Source organism: Nocardia sp. NBC_01730 (assembly GCF_035920445.1).
Classification (GTDB): Bacteria; Actinomycetota; Actinomycetes; order Mycobacteriales; family Mycobacteriaceae; genus Nocardia.
Window position 1 is genome coordinate 4746587 of record NZ_CP109162.1, and the last position, 16389, is coordinate 4762975.

General features: G+C 66.7%; 16 protein-coding genes. 6 read left to right on the forward strand and 10 right to left on the reverse strand.

From position 1 onward, the window contains the following. Nucleotides 1–46: 46 nt before the first annotated feature. Nucleotides 47–1465: an acyl-CoA synthetase gene (locus OHB12_RS19195; RefSeq protein WP_327109977.1), complete on the reverse strand. Its 1419-nt coding sequence runs from the start codon at nt 1463–1465 to the stop codon at nt 47–49. Nucleotides 1466–1625: 160 nt separating this feature from the next. On the opposite strand from OHB12_RS19195, the gene OHB12_RS19200 reads away from it, so the two are divergent. Next, nucleotides 1626–2477, forward strand: a complete 852-nt coding sequence (locus OHB12_RS19200) for an oxygenase MpaB family protein (protein WP_327109978.1) — start codon at nt 1626–1628, stop codon at nt 2475–2477. Nucleotides 2478–2634: 157 nt separating this feature from the next. Then, on the forward strand, nt 2635–3333 hold the full coding sequence (locus tag OHB12_RS19205) for a hypothetical protein (protein ID WP_327109979.1): 699 nt from the start codon (nt 2635–2637) through the stop codon (nt 3331–3333). Nucleotides 3334–3726: 393 nt separating this feature from the next. Here the strand turns inward: OHB12_RS19205 and OHB12_RS19210 are convergent, their stop codons facing one another. Further along, nucleotides 3727–3990, reverse strand: coding sequence for a hypothetical protein (locus OHB12_RS19210; RefSeq protein ID WP_327109980.1), 264 nt, complete (start codon nt 3988–3990; stop codon nt 3727–3729). Further along, nucleotides 3983–4492 (reverse strand): DNA-directed RNA polymerase subunit beta, encoded by a 510-nt coding sequence (locus tag OHB12_RS19215; protein WP_327109981.1) that lies wholly within the window; start codon nt 4490–4492, stop codon nt 3983–3985. The genes OHB12_RS19210 and OHB12_RS19215 overlap by 8 nt, the downstream gene beginning before the upstream one ends. 329 nt (nt 4493–4821) lie before the next feature. Between OHB12_RS19215 and OHB12_RS19220 the strand changes: the two genes are divergently transcribed. Further along, nucleotides 4822–5268 (forward strand): NUDIX hydrolase, encoded by a 447-nt coding sequence (locus tag OHB12_RS19220; protein WP_327109982.1) that lies wholly within the window; start codon nt 4822–4824, stop codon nt 5266–5268. 53 nt (nt 5269–5321) lie between these two features. On the opposite strand, the gene OHB12_RS19225 is transcribed toward OHB12_RS19220, so the two are convergent. Both OHB12_RS19225 and OHB12_RS19230 read right to left on the reverse strand, forming a co-directional pair. Next, nucleotides 5322–5972 (reverse strand): hypothetical protein, encoded by a 651-nt coding sequence (locus tag OHB12_RS19225; protein WP_327109983.1) that lies wholly within the window; start codon nt 5970–5972, stop codon nt 5322–5324. Nucleotides 5973–5984: 12 nt separating this feature from the next. Continuing rightward, on the reverse strand, nt 5985–6197 hold the full coding sequence (locus OHB12_RS19230; RefSeq protein ID WP_327109984.1) for a hypothetical protein: 213 nt from the start codon (nt 6195–6197) through the stop codon (nt 5985–5987). 60 nt (nt 6198–6257) lie between these two features. On the opposite strand from OHB12_RS19230, the gene OHB12_RS19235 reads away from it, so the two are divergent. After that, nucleotides 6258–7142, forward strand: a complete 885-nt coding sequence (locus OHB12_RS19235) for a hypothetical protein (RefSeq protein ID WP_327109985.1) — start codon at nt 6258–6260, stop codon at nt 7140–7142. A 262-nt stretch (nt 7143–7404) separates the two neighbouring features. Beyond that, on the forward strand, nt 7405–8013 hold the full coding sequence (locus OHB12_RS19240) for a phosphotransferase family protein (RefSeq protein ID WP_327109986.1): 609 nt from the start codon (nt 7405–7407) through the stop codon (nt 8011–8013). Between the two features lie 49 nt (nt 8014–8062). On the opposite strand, the gene OHB12_RS19245 is transcribed toward OHB12_RS19240, so the two are convergent. After that, a complete protein-coding gene (locus OHB12_RS19245; protein ID WP_327109987.1) occupies nt 8063–8695 on the reverse strand; it encodes a TetR/AcrR family transcriptional regulator in 633 nt (210 codons plus the stop codon). 158 nt (nt 8696–8853) lie between these two features. Between OHB12_RS19245 and OHB12_RS19250 the strand changes: the two genes are divergently transcribed. Next, nucleotides 8854–9717, forward strand: a complete 864-nt coding sequence (locus OHB12_RS19250) for an oxygenase MpaB family protein (protein ID WP_327109988.1) — start codon at nt 8854–8856, stop codon at nt 9715–9717. 188 nt (nt 9718–9905) lie between these two features. Here OHB12_RS19250 and pruA read toward each other — a convergent pair whose 3' ends face one another. From pruA to cofH, 4 genes are all read right to left on the reverse strand, one after another. Then, the gene (pruA, locus tag OHB12_RS19255; RefSeq protein ID WP_327109989.1) at nt 9906–11540 is read right to left on the reverse strand and encodes an L-glutamate gamma-semialdehyde dehydrogenase; all 1635 of its coding nucleotides are present in this window, start codon (nt 11538–11540) and stop codon (nt 9906–9908) included. A 62-nt stretch (nt 11541–11602) separates the two neighbouring features. Continuing rightward, nucleotides 11603–12724 carry a succinyldiaminopimelate transaminase gene (dapC, locus tag OHB12_RS19260; RefSeq protein WP_327109990.1) on the reverse strand — a complete coding sequence of 374 codons (1122 nt, stop codon included), beginning with the start codon at nt 12722–12724 and terminating at the stop codon, nt 11603–11605. Further along, complete coding sequence (gene fdxA, locus OHB12_RS19265; RefSeq protein ID WP_040695137.1) at nt 12721–13044, reverse strand: ferredoxin; 324 nt, start codon at nt 13042–13044, stop codon at nt 12721–12723. Before fdxA ends, dapC begins: the two co-directional genes overlap by 4 nt. Before the next feature lie 346 nt (nt 13045–13390). Next, nucleotides 13391–16144 carry a 5-amino-6-(D-ribitylamino)uracil--L-tyrosine 4-hydroxyphenyl transferase CofH gene (gene cofH / locus OHB12_RS19270; RefSeq protein ID WP_327109991.1) on the reverse strand — a complete coding sequence of 918 codons (2754 nt, stop codon included), beginning with the start codon at nt 16142–16144 and terminating at the stop codon, nt 13391–13393. Nucleotides 16145–16389 lie beyond the last annotated feature (245 nt).

Consider the following 16389-nt stretch of genomic DNA (forward strand, 5'->3'; position numbering starts at 1 on the left):
AAGGTAGAACCTCGACCTAACTTGAGGTCAACGCCATGGTGAACTCTCAGCCGAGCAGCCTCTTCTGCACCTTGCCCATCGCGTTGCGCGGGAGCGCGTCGACCACCCGAATCTCGCGCGGACGCTTGTGCACCGAAAGCTGTTCGACCACATGGTCGATCAGTTCACGCTCGCCGACGCCGGCGCGCAGCACGACGAAGGCGGTGATGCGCTGGCCGAGGTCGTCGTCGGGCAGCCCCACCACCGCTACCTCCGCGACCGCGGGGTGCCCGAGCAGCACGGTTTCCACCTCGCCCGCGCCGACGCGATAGCCGCCGGACTTGATCAGGTCCACCGATTCCCGGCCGACAATGCGATGGAAGCCGTCCGGGCCGATGGCGGCGACGTCACCGGTCTTGAACCAGCCGTCGTCGGTCCAGCTCTCGGCAGTCGCCTCCGGCCGGTTCAGATAGCCGTCGAACAGCATGGGGCCGAGCACCTGGAGGCCGCCGATGCTCTGGCCGTCGTGCGGCACCGCAGCGCCGGCCTCGTCTCTGAGCCGGGTCCGCACGCCGCGCACCGGCGTGCCGACCCAGCCGGGCCTGCGCTCGCCGTCAGCCCGGGTGGACAGCGTGATCATGGTTTCACTCATGCCGTAGCGCTCGATCGGCGCGTGCCCGGTGAGTTCGCGCAGCCGCTCGAAGACCGGCACCGGCAGCGGCGCGCTTCCGGAGACCAGCAGCCGGGCGTCGGCCAATTGCTTTGCCGCGTCCGGGTCGTCGACCATCCGCGACCACACGGTGGGCACGCCGAAGTAGAGCGAGCCCTTGGCCGCGGCGTACGCCGCCGGGGTCGGTTTGCCGGTGTGCACCAGCGGGCTGCCCACGCGCAGCGGGCCGAGCACGCCGAGGATCAACCCGTGCACGTGGAACAACGGAAGACCATGCACCAGAATGTCTTTCGCGGTCCATGCCCAGGCGTCAGCGAGCGCGTCCAGACCCGCCGCGACGGCGCCGCGATGGAGCACGACTCCCTTGGGAAGGCCGGTGGTTCCCGAGGTGTAGAGCACGAAAGCCGGCGTGGCGGGATCGGGTTCGGGATACGTGTGCCAGGACCTGGCATGCCGTCGCACCGGAACCACGGGCAGCTCGGTATTCTCCGGCGCCTTTCCGAGCCACGCCTGCGCGCCCGAGTCGGCGAGAATGTGCGCCAGCTCGGCGGTGCCCGAGTCCGGTGGCACCGGTACCACCGGCACGCCCGCGATCAGGCAGCCGACTACCGCGAGCACGGTGGTGACGGTCGGCTCGGCCAGCACCGCCACCCGCTCCGCCATGGCGACGCGCTCAGCCACCGAGGTCGCCGCGCCGAGCAGATCGCTGCGCGACAGCACCGTCCCATCGATCGTCACGGCATTCGGAATGTCCGCTCCGCCTGCGACGGCGAGCGGATTCAGGGAACTGAGCAGCAGCGGCGGACCGAACGACATTCGACCACGCTACTTCGCCGGGCCGCGCGCACCGTCACGACATCCGGCCGAGCACCACACGCGACCTACGGCTGTGACGGTTGCCACTCAGATGAGGTGTTGAGAAAATTATTGCATAGACTTCTCAATGAGCGCGGGGTCAATGAACACGGGGTCAACAATGACCAGGCCACTTCGCACGACGACGCACCCCGAATCGCCGAATCCCTTCGACATCGGGCAGTACATCGACGGCATCGCCGGTTTCCTCGGTGGCACCGCGAACGTCATCATGCAGCTCAGCACCCCACCGATCGGCTACGGCGTCACAGAGAGCACGGTCGACAGCGGCAAGGTCATGCTGCACCCGGTCAAACGGCTGCGCACGACGCTGACCTACCTGTCCGTGGCGATCCTCGGCAGCGACGAGGAGCGCGCGGCCTACCGCGCCGCGGTCGATGTCTCGCACCGACCGGTGCACTCCGACGAGTCGAGCCCGGTGCACTACAACGCCTTCGACCCCGCCCTGCAACTGTGGGTCGCCGCCTGCCTCTACTGGGGCGCGAAGGACCTGTACGAGCGTCTGCACGGCCCGATGGACGAGGCCACCGCCGATGCCTTCTACCGGCACGGCGCCCGACTGGGTACCACTCTCCAGATGCCCGAGGAGATGTGGCCCGCCGACCGGCGCGCGTTCGCCGAGTACTGGGCGGAGAACATGGCGAAGACGACCATCGGCCCGACCGTCCGCGACTACCTCGATGACCTGATCGACCTGCGCATGCTGCCACGTCCCGCGCAACTCGTGTTCGGCCGCCCACACCGCTTCTTCGTCACCGGCCTGCTCCCTCAGCATCTGCGCGACCAAATGGACCTCACCTGGACCGAGCGCGACGACCGCGCCCTCGACCGCATCCTGCGCGTGCTGGGCACTGCCGAGACCAGGCTGCCCCGGCCGGTCCGCCTGTTCCCGTTCAACGCCTACCTGCTGGACATGCGCGTCCGGCGACTACTCGGCCTGCGCCTGGTCTGACGGCTCGGCCGCGGCGCGCCTCGCGCAGCGCCGCGTCGAGAACAATCGTTCGGCATTCGCGTGTCGCGCCCCCGATAGTGCCTGCACCGGTGTTATCTCGAATCACACCGACCGGTGCCGCACCGAAACGAGCCAGGAGGATTCGATGGGCTGTCGAATGACGGTGACCGCGCTTTTGGCGGTAGGCACTTGCCTCGCATTGGTCGCGCCGGTCGCGAGCGCGGAACCCGGCGAGGCCGCCTTGCCGACCCGCACAGCGATCTCCGTGCGCACGATCATCGGGGTCGGATGGGGTAGCGCGAACGAACACGAACCACGCTCGGCGCTGTCCCTGGTCAAGCTGTTTCTGGCTGACTACGCGCTGCGCCACGGCGACGGCTCGGCGAGCGACCGCAACCTCGCCGAACGGATGATCCGTTATTCCGATGACGGCGCGGCGAGCCTGATGGCGGCCAAGTACCCGGAAGCCGTCGGCGCCGTCGCACACGAATACCGCCTCACCGAGACCCGGCCCGGCACGGACTGGGGCGCCGGGACGACAAGCGCCGCGGACGTGTCCGACTTCCTTGCGGCCAAACTGCGCACCGATCCCGGGTCGCCGATCTTCGACTGGATGGCGGCCGCGGGCTCGACCGCCCTCGACGGCACCGAACAGGGGTGGGGCACCGCACAATTCCCATTGGTGCTCGGGACCAAGTGGGGCTGGTCCGATCTCGGTGAGCCCGAGGTCGCTTCGGCGTCCTACGGTCCGGGTTTCGCGGTCACCGCGCACACTCGCGGCACCGCCGCCGAGCAGACCGCCGACGTCCTCGCCGCACTACCGTCGATCGCCGCGGGGCTGATGCCCTTCCGCTGAGGGGATCACCCGGCAAGGCACAGTCCGCGACGACAACCGCCTGAGCATGCCCCCAGTCATGCCAGCCAGCGAGGGTCCTGCTGGTCGCGCTCGATCCTCTCGAGGTCCGCTGCGGTCTACGGTTCGAACCTTCCCATGACGTTCCCCTTCTCCATCTCCGGCACGATTTCACAGCTCGAGGTATAGCCGTTCAGACGGTAGGCACGGCAATCCGGTGGTGCCGGTCAGCGCCACCCCACCGCATCCAAGCAATGCTGGTGCTGGTGTTCCTGCACGAAGATCAACGCCGCCAGTGATGCAAGCAGCGAAATCCATCCGAAGACCGTGCAGGGACACGGACAAACGTAAATCTCTCTCACTAGCGTTCGGAGATGCGTTGACGCTCATAACATTTCACCTCCACCGGGTGCGCCGCCCGGTTGCCGCGTTGTGAACGTCATGACAGTCCCAGCGGGCTTTCTCCCACAGCTCACGCGGCATCATGCCAAAGCACTCACCGAGCGTCGGCGCGGTCGGGAAAAACTTCGCCTCTCCGGCCGGGGATTCCAGCAGCGCGACCCGCACCAGCAACCCATCCTCCGTGAACCACCACAGGCTGTAGCCGTTCCAATCGGCCCGGTACAAGTGCGGCAACTCCAACTCCGGAGTGTCAGGCATGGGTGTAGTGCCTCCTCGGTGCGATAACGGCACGGATGGACTCGACCACCGCCGCGCCGGAGGGCCGAAACGGGCTGTAGGCGGCGGTGATCCAGGCCCGATATGCCACGCCCCTATCCGTCGGCGACGGCAATCCGATCCGACCCCCCGTTCCGATCAGCGTCACTCGATGGCGGAACAGCTCGGCGTCGATGTTCTCGCGCAGCTTCTGCACGATGTCCGACCTGGTGAGAAAGGTCCACGTCCGCGACCGCGGATGCGAGACGATCGGCCCGCCGCCGAGCTGGCGCCGCTCCATATCGACCTTCACCACCTGGCCCAGCTCGACGGGCATCATGACACCCCACACCAGCCCCGCCCGCATCGTGATCTGTCCAGAGTCGGGGTCGACTACCGTGGGTAGCTGGCACACCTTCCGATAGAACGCACACCGCGAACGCGGCGTATCGGCGAACCCCGGAGCCAGCGGCTTGCTGACATCCTCGTCGAGATCGTCCAGCACAGTCCCGCTCCTTCAGCCACACAGTATGAGTCCCGAAGGCGGTATCGCCCCGCCTCCCGGTTGACGATGGCCTTGTAACCGCGGCGTTCCGATTCCGGCAAACGTGCCTCGGCCCGGCCAGCTGCCGCCGCGGCGCTGAACGCGATGATGGCCAGCAGCCAGCCGGGCGCTTGCGGCTGAATCCTGAGATGGCCATCTTGTCGGTAGAGGACAACGGGCGTGGTCATTCGTGCTCCTGGACTATTCGACATAGGAATAAGGACAACGCGGGTTGTGGCGTACGGTCGGCCCGCGCCAGCCGGCGCGCACTGAATCGAAAGGAGAACGCTGTGAGCGCGACAGTGACCGAGCGGCACAAGCTGATCGGGGACGTACACCTGGTGCTGGTCGATGATCAAGGGCGGTACCTATTCGGGCGCCGAGCCAACACGGGATACGAAGATGGCGCCTGGCACCTGCCGTCCGGTCACCTCGAGTCCGACGAGTCCGTCGTCGACGCACTCGTCCGGGAGGCAGCGGAGGAGATCGGGGTGGTGATTGCTCCCATAGACGTGCATTTCGCGCACGTCATGCACAACTCCAGTTCCGGCGGCCGAGCTGCGTTCTTCTTCCTGGTCAGCACCTGGGCCGGGACTCCGATCAATCAGGAACCGGACAAGTGCGATGCGTTGGAATGGTTCGCGCCAGCCGAGCTGCCTGATCGGATGATCAGGTACTGCCGGGCAGCGCTGAGCTCGATCGTTGCCAGCCAACCGTTCTCGGTGTACGGCTGGTAGGTAGTCGCCAGTCGGGTGCCCGCCGCGGCACCCGACACGACCCCAGTCCTTGACTAGAGGACTTTCCAGTCGACGAGCGAGTCGATCACCTCGCTCAACCGGTCACGCGACATCTTCTTTTTTCGCGAGTCCTCCTCCGATTCCTGGGCAGCGCCGTACTGCCACCAGGCATCGCCGGTGGCCGCGTCCATCACAAGGAACCGGTCTTTCACCGCGGGCCCGCGAACGACCAGCGATACCGCCCCAGGATCGGCGACGACAGCGTGGATGGCCTTGTGGCTCAGGGTGTACGAGGTGCCAATGATCTCCTCGCGAACCTGCACCGCGTCCAGCGTTCCCGGGTGGAGCGAGGAGTCGAGCTCGGCGTCTCCGTAGAGCCTGTGCAGGTATCGGCCTCGCAGGATGCGGCTGGAGTATGTCCAGCGGTGGTTGTGGGGCCGGTCGAAGTAGCCAGACTGGAAGACGTGAAGGCGCACCCGGATTCCGCTCGGATCGGTGAACAGCACGATCTTGTCGAGGATGTCGTAATGCTCGCACAGAGGCAGCAATTCCTCGTCGCCGAGTGCGGCGAGAACCGATGTCCGAAGCAGCCGCCGGTCGGTGGCGAGTCCGCCGAGTACGGGTTGTGTCGTGGCATGGACAGCTTCGGTGTCGTTCCAGTCGACGTCGCGCAGCGGCTCAATGACCTGTTCGAGGATGTTCATTTCGGTTGGCTCCTACTCCGATTCGGGCTTTGCGCTGGACTTCCACAACCGGCATACGGGCACGATGTCGGGATAGGTGGCGCACGAAGATGCGCCCATGACGATCTCTTCGGCCGGGCAGCCGCCCAGGCACGCGGATTCCTTGCAGCCACCACACGAGCTGCCGACCAACGGCAGAGTGAACAGGTCGAACTCGTTCTTCGAGGTCTTCCGGTTGAGCACCACCTGGTCGCCCTCCGTCTGGGCTCCCCGGCCGGCCTTCTGCGAATGCTCGACGATTTCCGAGTGTCCGAGACTCCAGCCAAAGTCGGCCTCGTCGAAATCCGCCAGTTACTTGCAGCGTCTGATCTGTTCGCAACCTGGGATGCCACCTACGGAAGCGGTCTGGTGCGCGATGTAGTCGCCGCGCAGGTCCGTACCGCGGTCTCCTACCTCGGTGCAGAATGTGCGCCGAAGTATCGCCCCGACCTGCTCCTGGCCGTCGGTGCGCTCACTCACACAGCCGCTTTCATGGCCTTCGATGCCTGCGAACACGCCGATGCGACCACGATGTTCGGCGTCGCCTTCGCCTGCGCTGAAGAGGCCGACGCCTGGAATCTGCGAGCGAAGGTGCTCAGCTCGATCGGGCGCCACGCGATCTGGACCGGCAACATCGAACAGGGCTTGGGCCATATCGACCGCGCATTCCAGCACTCGGACCGTCTGACGCCGACGGAGAGGGCCATGTTGTTCACCGCGCGGGCACGCGGGCACGCCAAGCTGGGACGAATCCAGGAGACCCTCACCGCGGTTGGGCACGCCGACGAGAACTTCGCCAACGCCGAGCCACAGAACGATCCGAGCTGGATGGCGTATTACGACGCGCCGCAGCACGCCGGCGACACCGGCCACGCACTGTTCGACTTGGCCATCCGGGGCAAATTCGCCGGTGAAGCGAGATCCCGTCTTGCGGCTGCGGTCGCCGGCCACGGAGATGAGGCGGCTCGGTCTCGAACGATGTCGACAATCAAGCTGGCCTCGCTGGTGATGGCGACCGGCGACAGGGACGAGGCAGTGTCCATCGGCGCCACAGCGATCAACCGTGCGGGCGCGGTGAAGAGCAAGCGCGCCGCCGAGGACATCCAGGAGTTGCGGAATTTCGCGCACCGTGCGGGCACAGTGATCGCGTGAGTTCTGACCTCGTCGAGATCCTCGGATCGGCCTGCGCGGTCGCCGACGTCGCCGGATCCCCGACACCGATCAAACTGGGGGAGAACGCGGTCTTCCGATTGCCGGGCAACATCGTCGCTCGGATCGCACGGTCCGGCCAGCAGGAGGCCGCCAGCCGCGAACTGCAAATCGCAAGTTGGTTGCGAGACAACGATGTCGCTGCGGTGGAGCCAGCAGGCACGGCAGCGGACTTGGTGGTTGTCGGTCAGCGCGCAGTGACCTTTTGGAAGAGCTTCCGCCGCACCGCAACGGTCAACCGGCCGAGATCGCGGGCGCACTGCACCACCTGCACACCCTCCCGAGCCCGCCGTTCCTGAGCCAGGTCGACCCATTCGTACGGCTAGCCGAACGGATCGCCGCGGCACGTACCCTCGGCGCTTCCGATCGCGAATGGCTGAGCACCCACCTGGACGACCTGCACGTCGAGTGGGACGCGCTCCCGACCGGACTACCGTGGTGCCCGATCCATGGGGATGCCTGGGACGGCAACGTCGTCACCACCGACGCCGGGGTGACGCTGTTCCTCGATCTCGAGCGAGCATCGGTCGGCCCACCGGAATGGGACCTCGTCCACACTGCAATCAAACTGACCTCATTCGGCTGGATCAGCCAAGCCGAGTACGACACCTTCTCCGATGCCTACGGTGTCGACGTGACGGCTTGGGCAGGATTCGAACTACTGCGCGACATCCGGGAAATGCGGATGACCTGTATGGCGGTGCAGACCGCCGCTGAGAACTTCGCCCACGCTCATCAAGCGCAGCATCGCGTCGATTGCCTCCGCGAGCGACTCGGCCGGCGCCCGTGGCCAGGATGGGAACCGTTGAGCTAACCACCGCCCAGGCCGCAAGACGCTGCGCGTAGCTAGCCCCTCGGAACCACTACCGCACCCGGAACGACACCACCACGTGGTCCCGGGCGAACTGCCGGATCGCCGCGTCGTCGGCGAGCGGAATCACGGTCTGCGGCGTCAACGCCAACGAAAGCGCTGTGCGGGCGATCATTTCGGCCAAGGGCTCCGGATCGTATTCCGGCAGCTTGCCTTCCTGCTGCAACCGCGTAATGAACTCGGCGAGATAGTCCCGGCCGAGTTCGATGACCGGGGCGCCCTCGGTGGTCAGGTAGGGCAGTACGAGTTCGGGCTCGGTCGCCAGCAGCCGGTGGATCAGCTGGTTGCCGCGCAGGCCGGTGATGAACGCGGCGAACAGCTCGACGATCTGGTCCTCCGCACTGGCGTCCCGATCGACCTGCCGTTGCAGCGCGGCATCGACCTCATCGATGAACTCGCGGGTCTGTCGTAGCCCGACGGCCTTGATCAGATCGGACTTGCTCGCGAAGCGCCGGTACAGCGTGGCCAACGACAACCCGCAGCGGCGCGCGACCTCGACCATGCTGGTGCGCTTGATGCCGAAATCCAGAAACGCCAGCAACGCCGCGTCCAGCACCCGCGCCTGATTGTGGTCCTCCGGAGCCGCACTGCGCACCAGCGCCAGCAGTCTGGTCAGCATCGCCATGCCTCCACCCTATCCACATTGGCGAAACGATGACATGGCCAGCATCGCATACCATCACCGCGGTTGACACCCTTTCGAAGCAATGAGAAGGTGGCTTAGCAATCTTCTCACCGTCCGCTCCGCGGCGAGCGGACGGACACGGAAAGACGAGGTCGACGATGACCGCCCCGCTGCCCGCATCCGAGAACGAGCCGAATCCGAGCCAGACCCTCACCCCGGAAACCGCTCGAGAGTATGTGGACGGAATCGCCGCCTTCCTTGGCGGCACCGCCAATGTGATCATGCAGCTGAGCCTGCGGCCGGTCGGGCGTGGAGTCCTGGAGAGCACCGTCGACAGCGGCAAGGTCACTCTGCACCCGATCAAGCGGCTGCGCACCACGCTGACCTACATCGCGGTCGCGCTGATGGGTTCGGACGAGGAACGCGCCGCCTACCGCGACGCCGTCAATGTGTCGCACCGCCCGGTCCACTCCACCGCAGCGAGCCCGGTGAAATACAACGCCTTCGACCCGAACTTGCAACTGTGGGTCGCCGCCTGCCTGTACTGGGGCATCGACGACCTCTACACCCGGATGCACGGCCCGATGGACCCCGCCACCGCCGACGCCTTCTACTACTACGCCGCGCGGTTCGGGACCACGCTGCAGATGCGGCCCGAAATGTGGCCCGCGAATCGTGCGAAGTTCCAGCGGTATTGGGACGAGAACCTGGCGCAGCGCAGCATCGAGCCCGCGCTCCGGGACTACTTCGACGATCTGATCGATCTGAAGATGGTGCCGCGCTTCGTCCGGTTCACCTTCGCGAAGCTGCAACGCTTCTTCGTCACCGGCCTTCTCCCACAACACTTGCGCGACGAGATGGGCATGTCCTGGACCGAACGCGACCAGCACCGATTCGATCGGATGCTGCGGGCCATCGCTGCGATACACACCCGTTTGCCCAAACAAGCACGGATGTTCCCACTCAACGCGTATCTTTTCGACCTACGAAGGCGTTTGCGCCTGGGTAGACCACTGGTGTAGAAAACTCGGATACGTTACACCAGAGGGTAGGTGGGCAGGGCATCTGCCCTGCCCACTTTCCGATGTTGGCACGAATTGCGAATCACACCACGCGCAGGAGGAACCTGAGATTCGATGACGACGCGGCCAGAATCACCAGCCGCAACGGATTCACCGCGCCGCCTCCCGGCCGCATGACGCGCCGCACATCATGTCCCCATGTGCGGATAGCGGTAGTCCACCGGCGGAACGAAGGTTTCCTTGATCGTGCGCGGCGCGACCCAGCGCAGCAGGTTCAGCGGCGAGCCTGCCTTGTCGTCGGTGCCGGAGGCGCGCGCACCGCCGAACGGCTGCTGACCCACGACCGCGCCGGTCGGCTTGTCGTTGACGTAGAAATTGCCCGCCGCGAATCGCAGCGCGGCGTCAGCCTGTTCGATCGCGTACCGGTCCTGCGCGAACACCGCGCCGGTCAGCGCGTACGGCGCCGCCGACTCCACCTCGGCGAGAATCGCGCTGTAGGAGCCGGGTTCGGCGTCGTCGTAGACGTACACCGCGAGGATCGGTCCGAAGTACTCGGTGGCGAACGACTCGTCGTGCGGATCGTCCACCACCAGCACAGTCGGCCGGACGAACCAGCCTTCGCTGTCGTCGTAGGTGCCGCCGATCGGGATGGTGATGCCCGCGTCCCCGGCCCGCCGGATGGCCGCCGCACTCTTGTCGAACGCGCGCCGATCGATCAGGGCCCCACCGAAATTGGACAGATCCGCGACGTCGCCGTAGCTCAGCTGGCCGGTCTGATGCAGGAAGTCGTCGCCGATCTCGCGCCATACCGAACGCGCGATGTAGGCACGCGAAGCCGCCGAACACTTCTGGCCCTGATACTCGTATGCCCCGCGAATCAAGGCGGTGCGCAACGCGTCTGGGTCGGCGGAGGAGTGGGCGACGATGAAGTCCTTGCCGCCGGTCTCCCCGACCAGGCGCGGATAGCCATGGTAGCGACCGATATTCGCGCCCACCTGCTGCCACAGGTACCGGAATGTCTTGGTGGAACCGGTGAAGTGGATGCCTGCCAGCCGGGGATCGGCCAGCGCCACCTCGGACAGCTGCGCGCCGTCGCCGGTCACCATGTTGATCACGCCGGGAGGCAGGCCCGCCGCCTCCAGCAACCGCATCGTGTAGAACGCCGACAACGTCTGCGTGGGCGAAGGTTTCCATACCACGGTGTTACCCATCAGCGCGGGTGCGGTCGGCAGGTTCCCGGCGATCGCGGTGAAGTTGAACGGCGTGATGGCGTAGACGAACCCCTCGAGCGGCCGATAGTCCATGCGGTTCCACACTCCGGCGCTGGACTGCGGCTGCTGCTCCAGGATTCCGCGCGCGAAAGCGACATTGAAACGCCAGAAGTCGACCAGCTCACAGGGCGCGTCGATCTCGGCCTGCTGGACCGATTTCGACTGGCCGAGCATGGTGGCCGCGGCGACGGTCTCCCGCCACGGCCCGGCCAGCAGGTCGGCCGCGCGCAACAGGACCGCGGCACGTTCTTCGAACGGCATCGCCCGCCAACCGGGCGCGGCCGCCATCGCGGCATCGATGGCTCCGTGCGCTTCCGAGTGTGTGGTGTCGGTGTAGGTCCCCAGCACGTGCCTGCGGCGATGCGGCGCGACGATGTCGTGCCGTTCGCCGATCCCCGGCCGGTGCTTGCCGCCGATCACCAGCGGCACGTCGACGGTTTCGGCGTACAGCTCGGCGAGTTTGCCGAGCAGTAGCTCCCGTTCGGGGCTTCCCGGCGCGTAGGAGTGCGCCGGCTCGTTGCCGGGCGTGGGGACAACCGTAACAGCGTCCATACTTCAGGCTAACTCCCGGCGGGGCGCGCGGGGAGTCAGTGACGGGTTCGGGTGCTCGGCCTTCAGCCCGCGGTGAGCCGTTCGGCGGCCGTGGCGATGCGCTCGTCGGTCGCGGTCAGCGCGATCCGCACGTGCGCGCCTGCGGTGGGGCCGTAGAAGTCGCCGGGTGCGGCGAGGATGCCGCGTTCGGCCAGCCAGTCCAGTGTGGTCCGGCACGGCTCGCCGCGGGTCGACCACAGATACAGGCCCGCCTCCGAGTGATCGATCCGGAAACCGGCTTCCACCAGCGCCTTTCGCAACACGTCGCGGCGTGCCCGATACCGCTCGCGCTGCTGCGCCTCGTGCGCGTCGTCACTGAGCGCGGCCGTCATCGCCGCCTGGATCGGGAACGGCACCATCATGCCCGCGTGCTTGCGCACCTCGAGCAGCTCGGCGACCAGGGCGGGATCGCCCGCCACGAAACCGGCGCGGTAGCTGGCCAGGTTGGAGGTTTTGGACAGCGAATGCACCGCGAGCAGGTTGGTGTGGTCGCCCTCGGACACCTCAGGGTCCAGGATGGATATGGCACGACCCTCCCAGGCCAGGCCCAGGTAGCACTCGTCGGACGCGACGATCGCGCCGCGCTCACGGGCGAAGGCCACTACTTTGCGTAGGTGGTCGACGCCGAGCACGCGGCCGGTCGGGTTGGACGGGGAGTTCACGAAGATCAGCGCGGGCTTCTGCGGTCCGAGCCGGGTCAGTCCGTCAGCACGCAGCACCTGCGCGCCCGCCAGCAGCGCGCCCACCTCATAGGTGGGGTAGGCGACCTCGGGGATGACCACCAAGTCGCCCGCGCCCAGACCGAGCAGCCTCGGCATTCCCGCGATCAGCTCCTTGGTGCCGATCGCGGGCAGCACCGCCGCCGGGTCGAGACCGGTGATCCCGTAACGCCGCTTCAGCGCGTCGACCGCGGCCGCGCGGAGTTCGGGTGTGCCGTGCGTGGTCGGATACCCGGGCACCTCGGCGACCGAACTCAATGCCGTCCGGATCACCTGGTCGACGGGGTCGACGGGGGTACCGACGGACAGATCGACGATCCCGCCGGGGTGGGCCGCCGCCTTCGCCTTCACCGAAGCGATGGTGTCCCAGGGAAAATCGGGCAGCAGCCTGCTGACCCGGCCACGCGATGACACGTCAGATCTCATTCAGTCGCCATCGGAGGCAGTTCCTTGATGAACGGGGGGTCGTAATCGACCTTGCCGACCTTCGTCGCGCCGCCCGGCGAGCCCAGCTCGTCGAAGAAGTCGACGTTGGCGTTCACGTATCCGCTCCACTGGTCCGGGGTGTCGTCTTCGTAGAAGATCGCCTCCACCGGGCACACCGGCTCACATGCACCACAGTCCACGCACTCGTCGGGATGGATGTACAGCATGCGACCACCCTCGTAGATGCAATCAACGGGGCACTCCTCGATGCATGCCTTGTCCTTCACGTCAACGCACGGTTCAGCGATGATGTACGGCACTGCCGCTCTCCTAGTCTGTCCTCGCCTGCGGGATAGTCCGCCCGGCGAAACCCTATCCCGGCACCCCACGCTACTACTGGTCAGCCTGCCCTATTCGGGGTGGCCTTGTTCCGCCTCTCCGGATCTTCCGGCCGTACTAGTTGGGTGGCGCGGGACTTGCGTTCAGGTCCTGCGTCGAGACTGCTCGAGTTCTGGGCGTGTCCAGTGAGTTACCCATGTGCTCATGAAATCACTTGTTGTGCTGGTAGTCCTGGGGTGGCCCCCGTTGATTATGGCGGGCCACCCCAATATGACGACGTGCCGGCGATCGCGCAACGCGGTCACCACAGAGCGCGACAGATTCGCGCTATCCCACCGTCAACGGCAGCGCCGACATCTTGTGCTTCGGCACGCCGTAGGTGGTGGTCCGCTCGCGGGCCGGACGCCCGATACCCGAGGCGATCTCGACCAGGTCGGCGACGGTCTTGGCGGACCCATGCTGCGAGCCGGCCATCCTGGAGATGGTTTCCTCCATCAACGTACCGCCGAGATCGTTGGCGCCACTGTTGAGCATGACCCTGGTGCCGGTGGTGCCGAGTTTGACCCAGCTGGTCTGGATGTTGTGGATCCGACCGTGCAGCATGATCCGCGAGAGTGCGTGCGCGGCCCGATTGTCCCTGTTCGTCGGCCCTGGCCGCGCGGCGCCCGCCAGATACAGCGGCGCACTCTGGTGCACGAACGGCAGCAGAACGAACTCGGTGAAACCGCCGGTCTCGTCCTGGATTCCGCGCAGTACACGCAGGTGGCCGACCCAGTGCTTCGGGTTGTCCACGTGGCCGTACATCATCGTGGAGCTGGAGCGCAGACCCACCTGGTGGGCGGTGGTGATCACCTCGATCCAGGCCGAGGAGGGGAGTTTGCCCTTGGTGAGTACCCAGCGCACCTCGTCGTCCAGGATCTCCGCGGCGGTGCCGGGGATGGTGTCCAGGCCGGCTTCCTTCAGCGCGACCAACCAATCCCGGAGGCTCTGCCCGCCGCGGGAGGCGCCGTTCACGATCTCCATCGGGCTGAACGCGTGCACGTGCATCGACGGCACCCGCCGCTTGACCGCCCGCACCAGATCGGCATATCCGGTGACCGGCAGGTCCGGGTCGATGCCACCCTGCATGCACACCTCGGTCGCACCGTCGACGTGCGCCTCCCACGCCCGATCGGCGACCTCGTCCACGCTGAGGGTGAATGCGTCCGCATCGCCCTTGCGCTGGGCGAACGCGCAGAACCGGCAGCCGGTGTAGCAGATGTTGGTGAAGTTGATGTTCCGGTTCACCACATAGGTGACCTCGTCACCCACGGTGTCGCGGCGCAGCTGATCGGCGAGCGCGGCCACCGCATCGAGCTCGCGGCCCTCGGCCGTGGCCAAAGCCAAATACTCGGCGTCGGTCAGTCCCGCCGGATCGCGCTCGGCCGCACGCAGCGCGGCGAGCACATCGGCATCCAGTCGCTGCGGCGTCGCGGCCGCGAGATCACGCGCCTGCTCACGGATCGTGTCCCAGTCACCGAAAGCGCCGACGATGTCAGTGTCCGATCGGCGGCCTTCACGAGTCCCTCCGTGGTCACGCAGGCTACCGCCTCCGGGCCCCTCGCTCACACCGCTGTGTTGATCAGCGGCGTTCGCGGGCCCTCCGTGGTCACGCAGGCTACCGCCTCCGGGCCCCTCGCTCACACCGCTGTGACCGAGCGCGGAATCGCTGCGGCTTTCGGTGTTGCGGCCCTCGGTGTCGATCGAGGTGTTCAGGTCGACGCGTCCGGCCGACTCCCAGGACTCGTCCGGCTCCTGCCAGGGCAGGCCGGCCGGTATCGCGTCCGGGTTCGCCAGCCCAGTCGCCGGATCGGTCAGCGCCGCGACGTGCGCACCGATGCGCGGATCGACCCATGGGTTGCCCGCGCGCACATACTTCGGATGCGCGGAGGTCCGCTCGACCAGCTGATAGCCCGCCGCCTCGGTGATCTCCCGCAGCGTGTCCAGATTCGGCCACGGCCGCTCCGGGTTCACGTGATCCGGCGTCACCGGCGACACACCACCCCAGTCATCGATGCCCGCATCGATCAGCGCGCGGCACTCGGCGTGCGACACCAGATTCGGCGGCGCCTGCACCGGCACGTCCGGGCCGAGCAGGACCCGGGTGACGGCGACGGTGGCCAAGAACTCGTCGATGCCCGCGTCCGGCACATCCCGCATCGCGGTGTCGTCCTTGGCGCGGAAGTTCTGGATGATGACTTCCTGGATGTGCCCGAAAGCCTTGTGCTGCTTACGGATCGCCATGATCGATTCGGCCCGCTCCGCCATCGTCTCGCCGATGCCGACGAGGATACCGGTGGTGTAGGGCACGGAAAGCCGGCCCGCATCGGTGATGGCGCGCAGCCGCACCGCGGGATCCTTGTCCGGGCTGCCGTAATGGCAGTTGCCCTTCTCGGTGAACAGCCGGGTGGCGGTGGTCTCCAGCATCATGCCCATCGACTGCGCCACCGGCTTGAGCCGCGAGATCTCCTCCCACGACAGCACGCCCGGGTTCAGGTGCGGCAGCAGACCGGTCTCCTCCAGCACCATGATCGACACGGCGCGCAGGTAGTCCAGCGTCGAGTCGTACCCGCGCTCGTCCAGCCACTGCGCGGCCTCCGGCCAGCGATCCTCGGGCCGGTCACCGAGCGTGAACAGCGCCTCCTTACAACCCAAGGCCGCACCTCGGCGTGCGATATCGAGGACCTCCTCGGGCTCCAGGAACATGCCCTTGCCCTCGGCACGCAGTTTGCCGGGCACGGTGACGAAGGTGCAGTAGTGACACTTGTCGCGGCAGAGGCGGGTCAGCGGGATGAAGACGTTGCGCGAATAGCTGATCGTCTTCGGACGACCCGCCGACGCCAGCCCGGCATCACGCACCCGCGCGGCGCTGTGGCACAGGTCCAGCAGATCATCGCCGGTCGCGTGCAGCAGCACCGCGGCCTCGTCGACGTTCAATGTGACACCGTCACGGGCTCGTCGCAGCGCCCGACGCATGGCCGACGTACTGGGCGATGCGGACGGGACGCTCGGGTTCGGTAGGTCGGTCACGCCCTCGATCATGCGCTACACATCCGGAACTGTCTCCCTCCAGTGCTTGTGAGTGAGGCGCAGCCGACGAGCCACTGGGTCGACGGATCCGCTCACAACGGAGCCCGAGCGGGACGTAGGCACCGTTGAGCGTTGACAACCGTGCGGCATGGACGGCTATTCCGAGGACGCCGCACCGGGTAGTCGAGGCGCACGGTGCGGTCAGCCCTCGACGCGTGGCTCGGCGAGCGCTGCTCCGGGAACCGTTCCCGAACTGC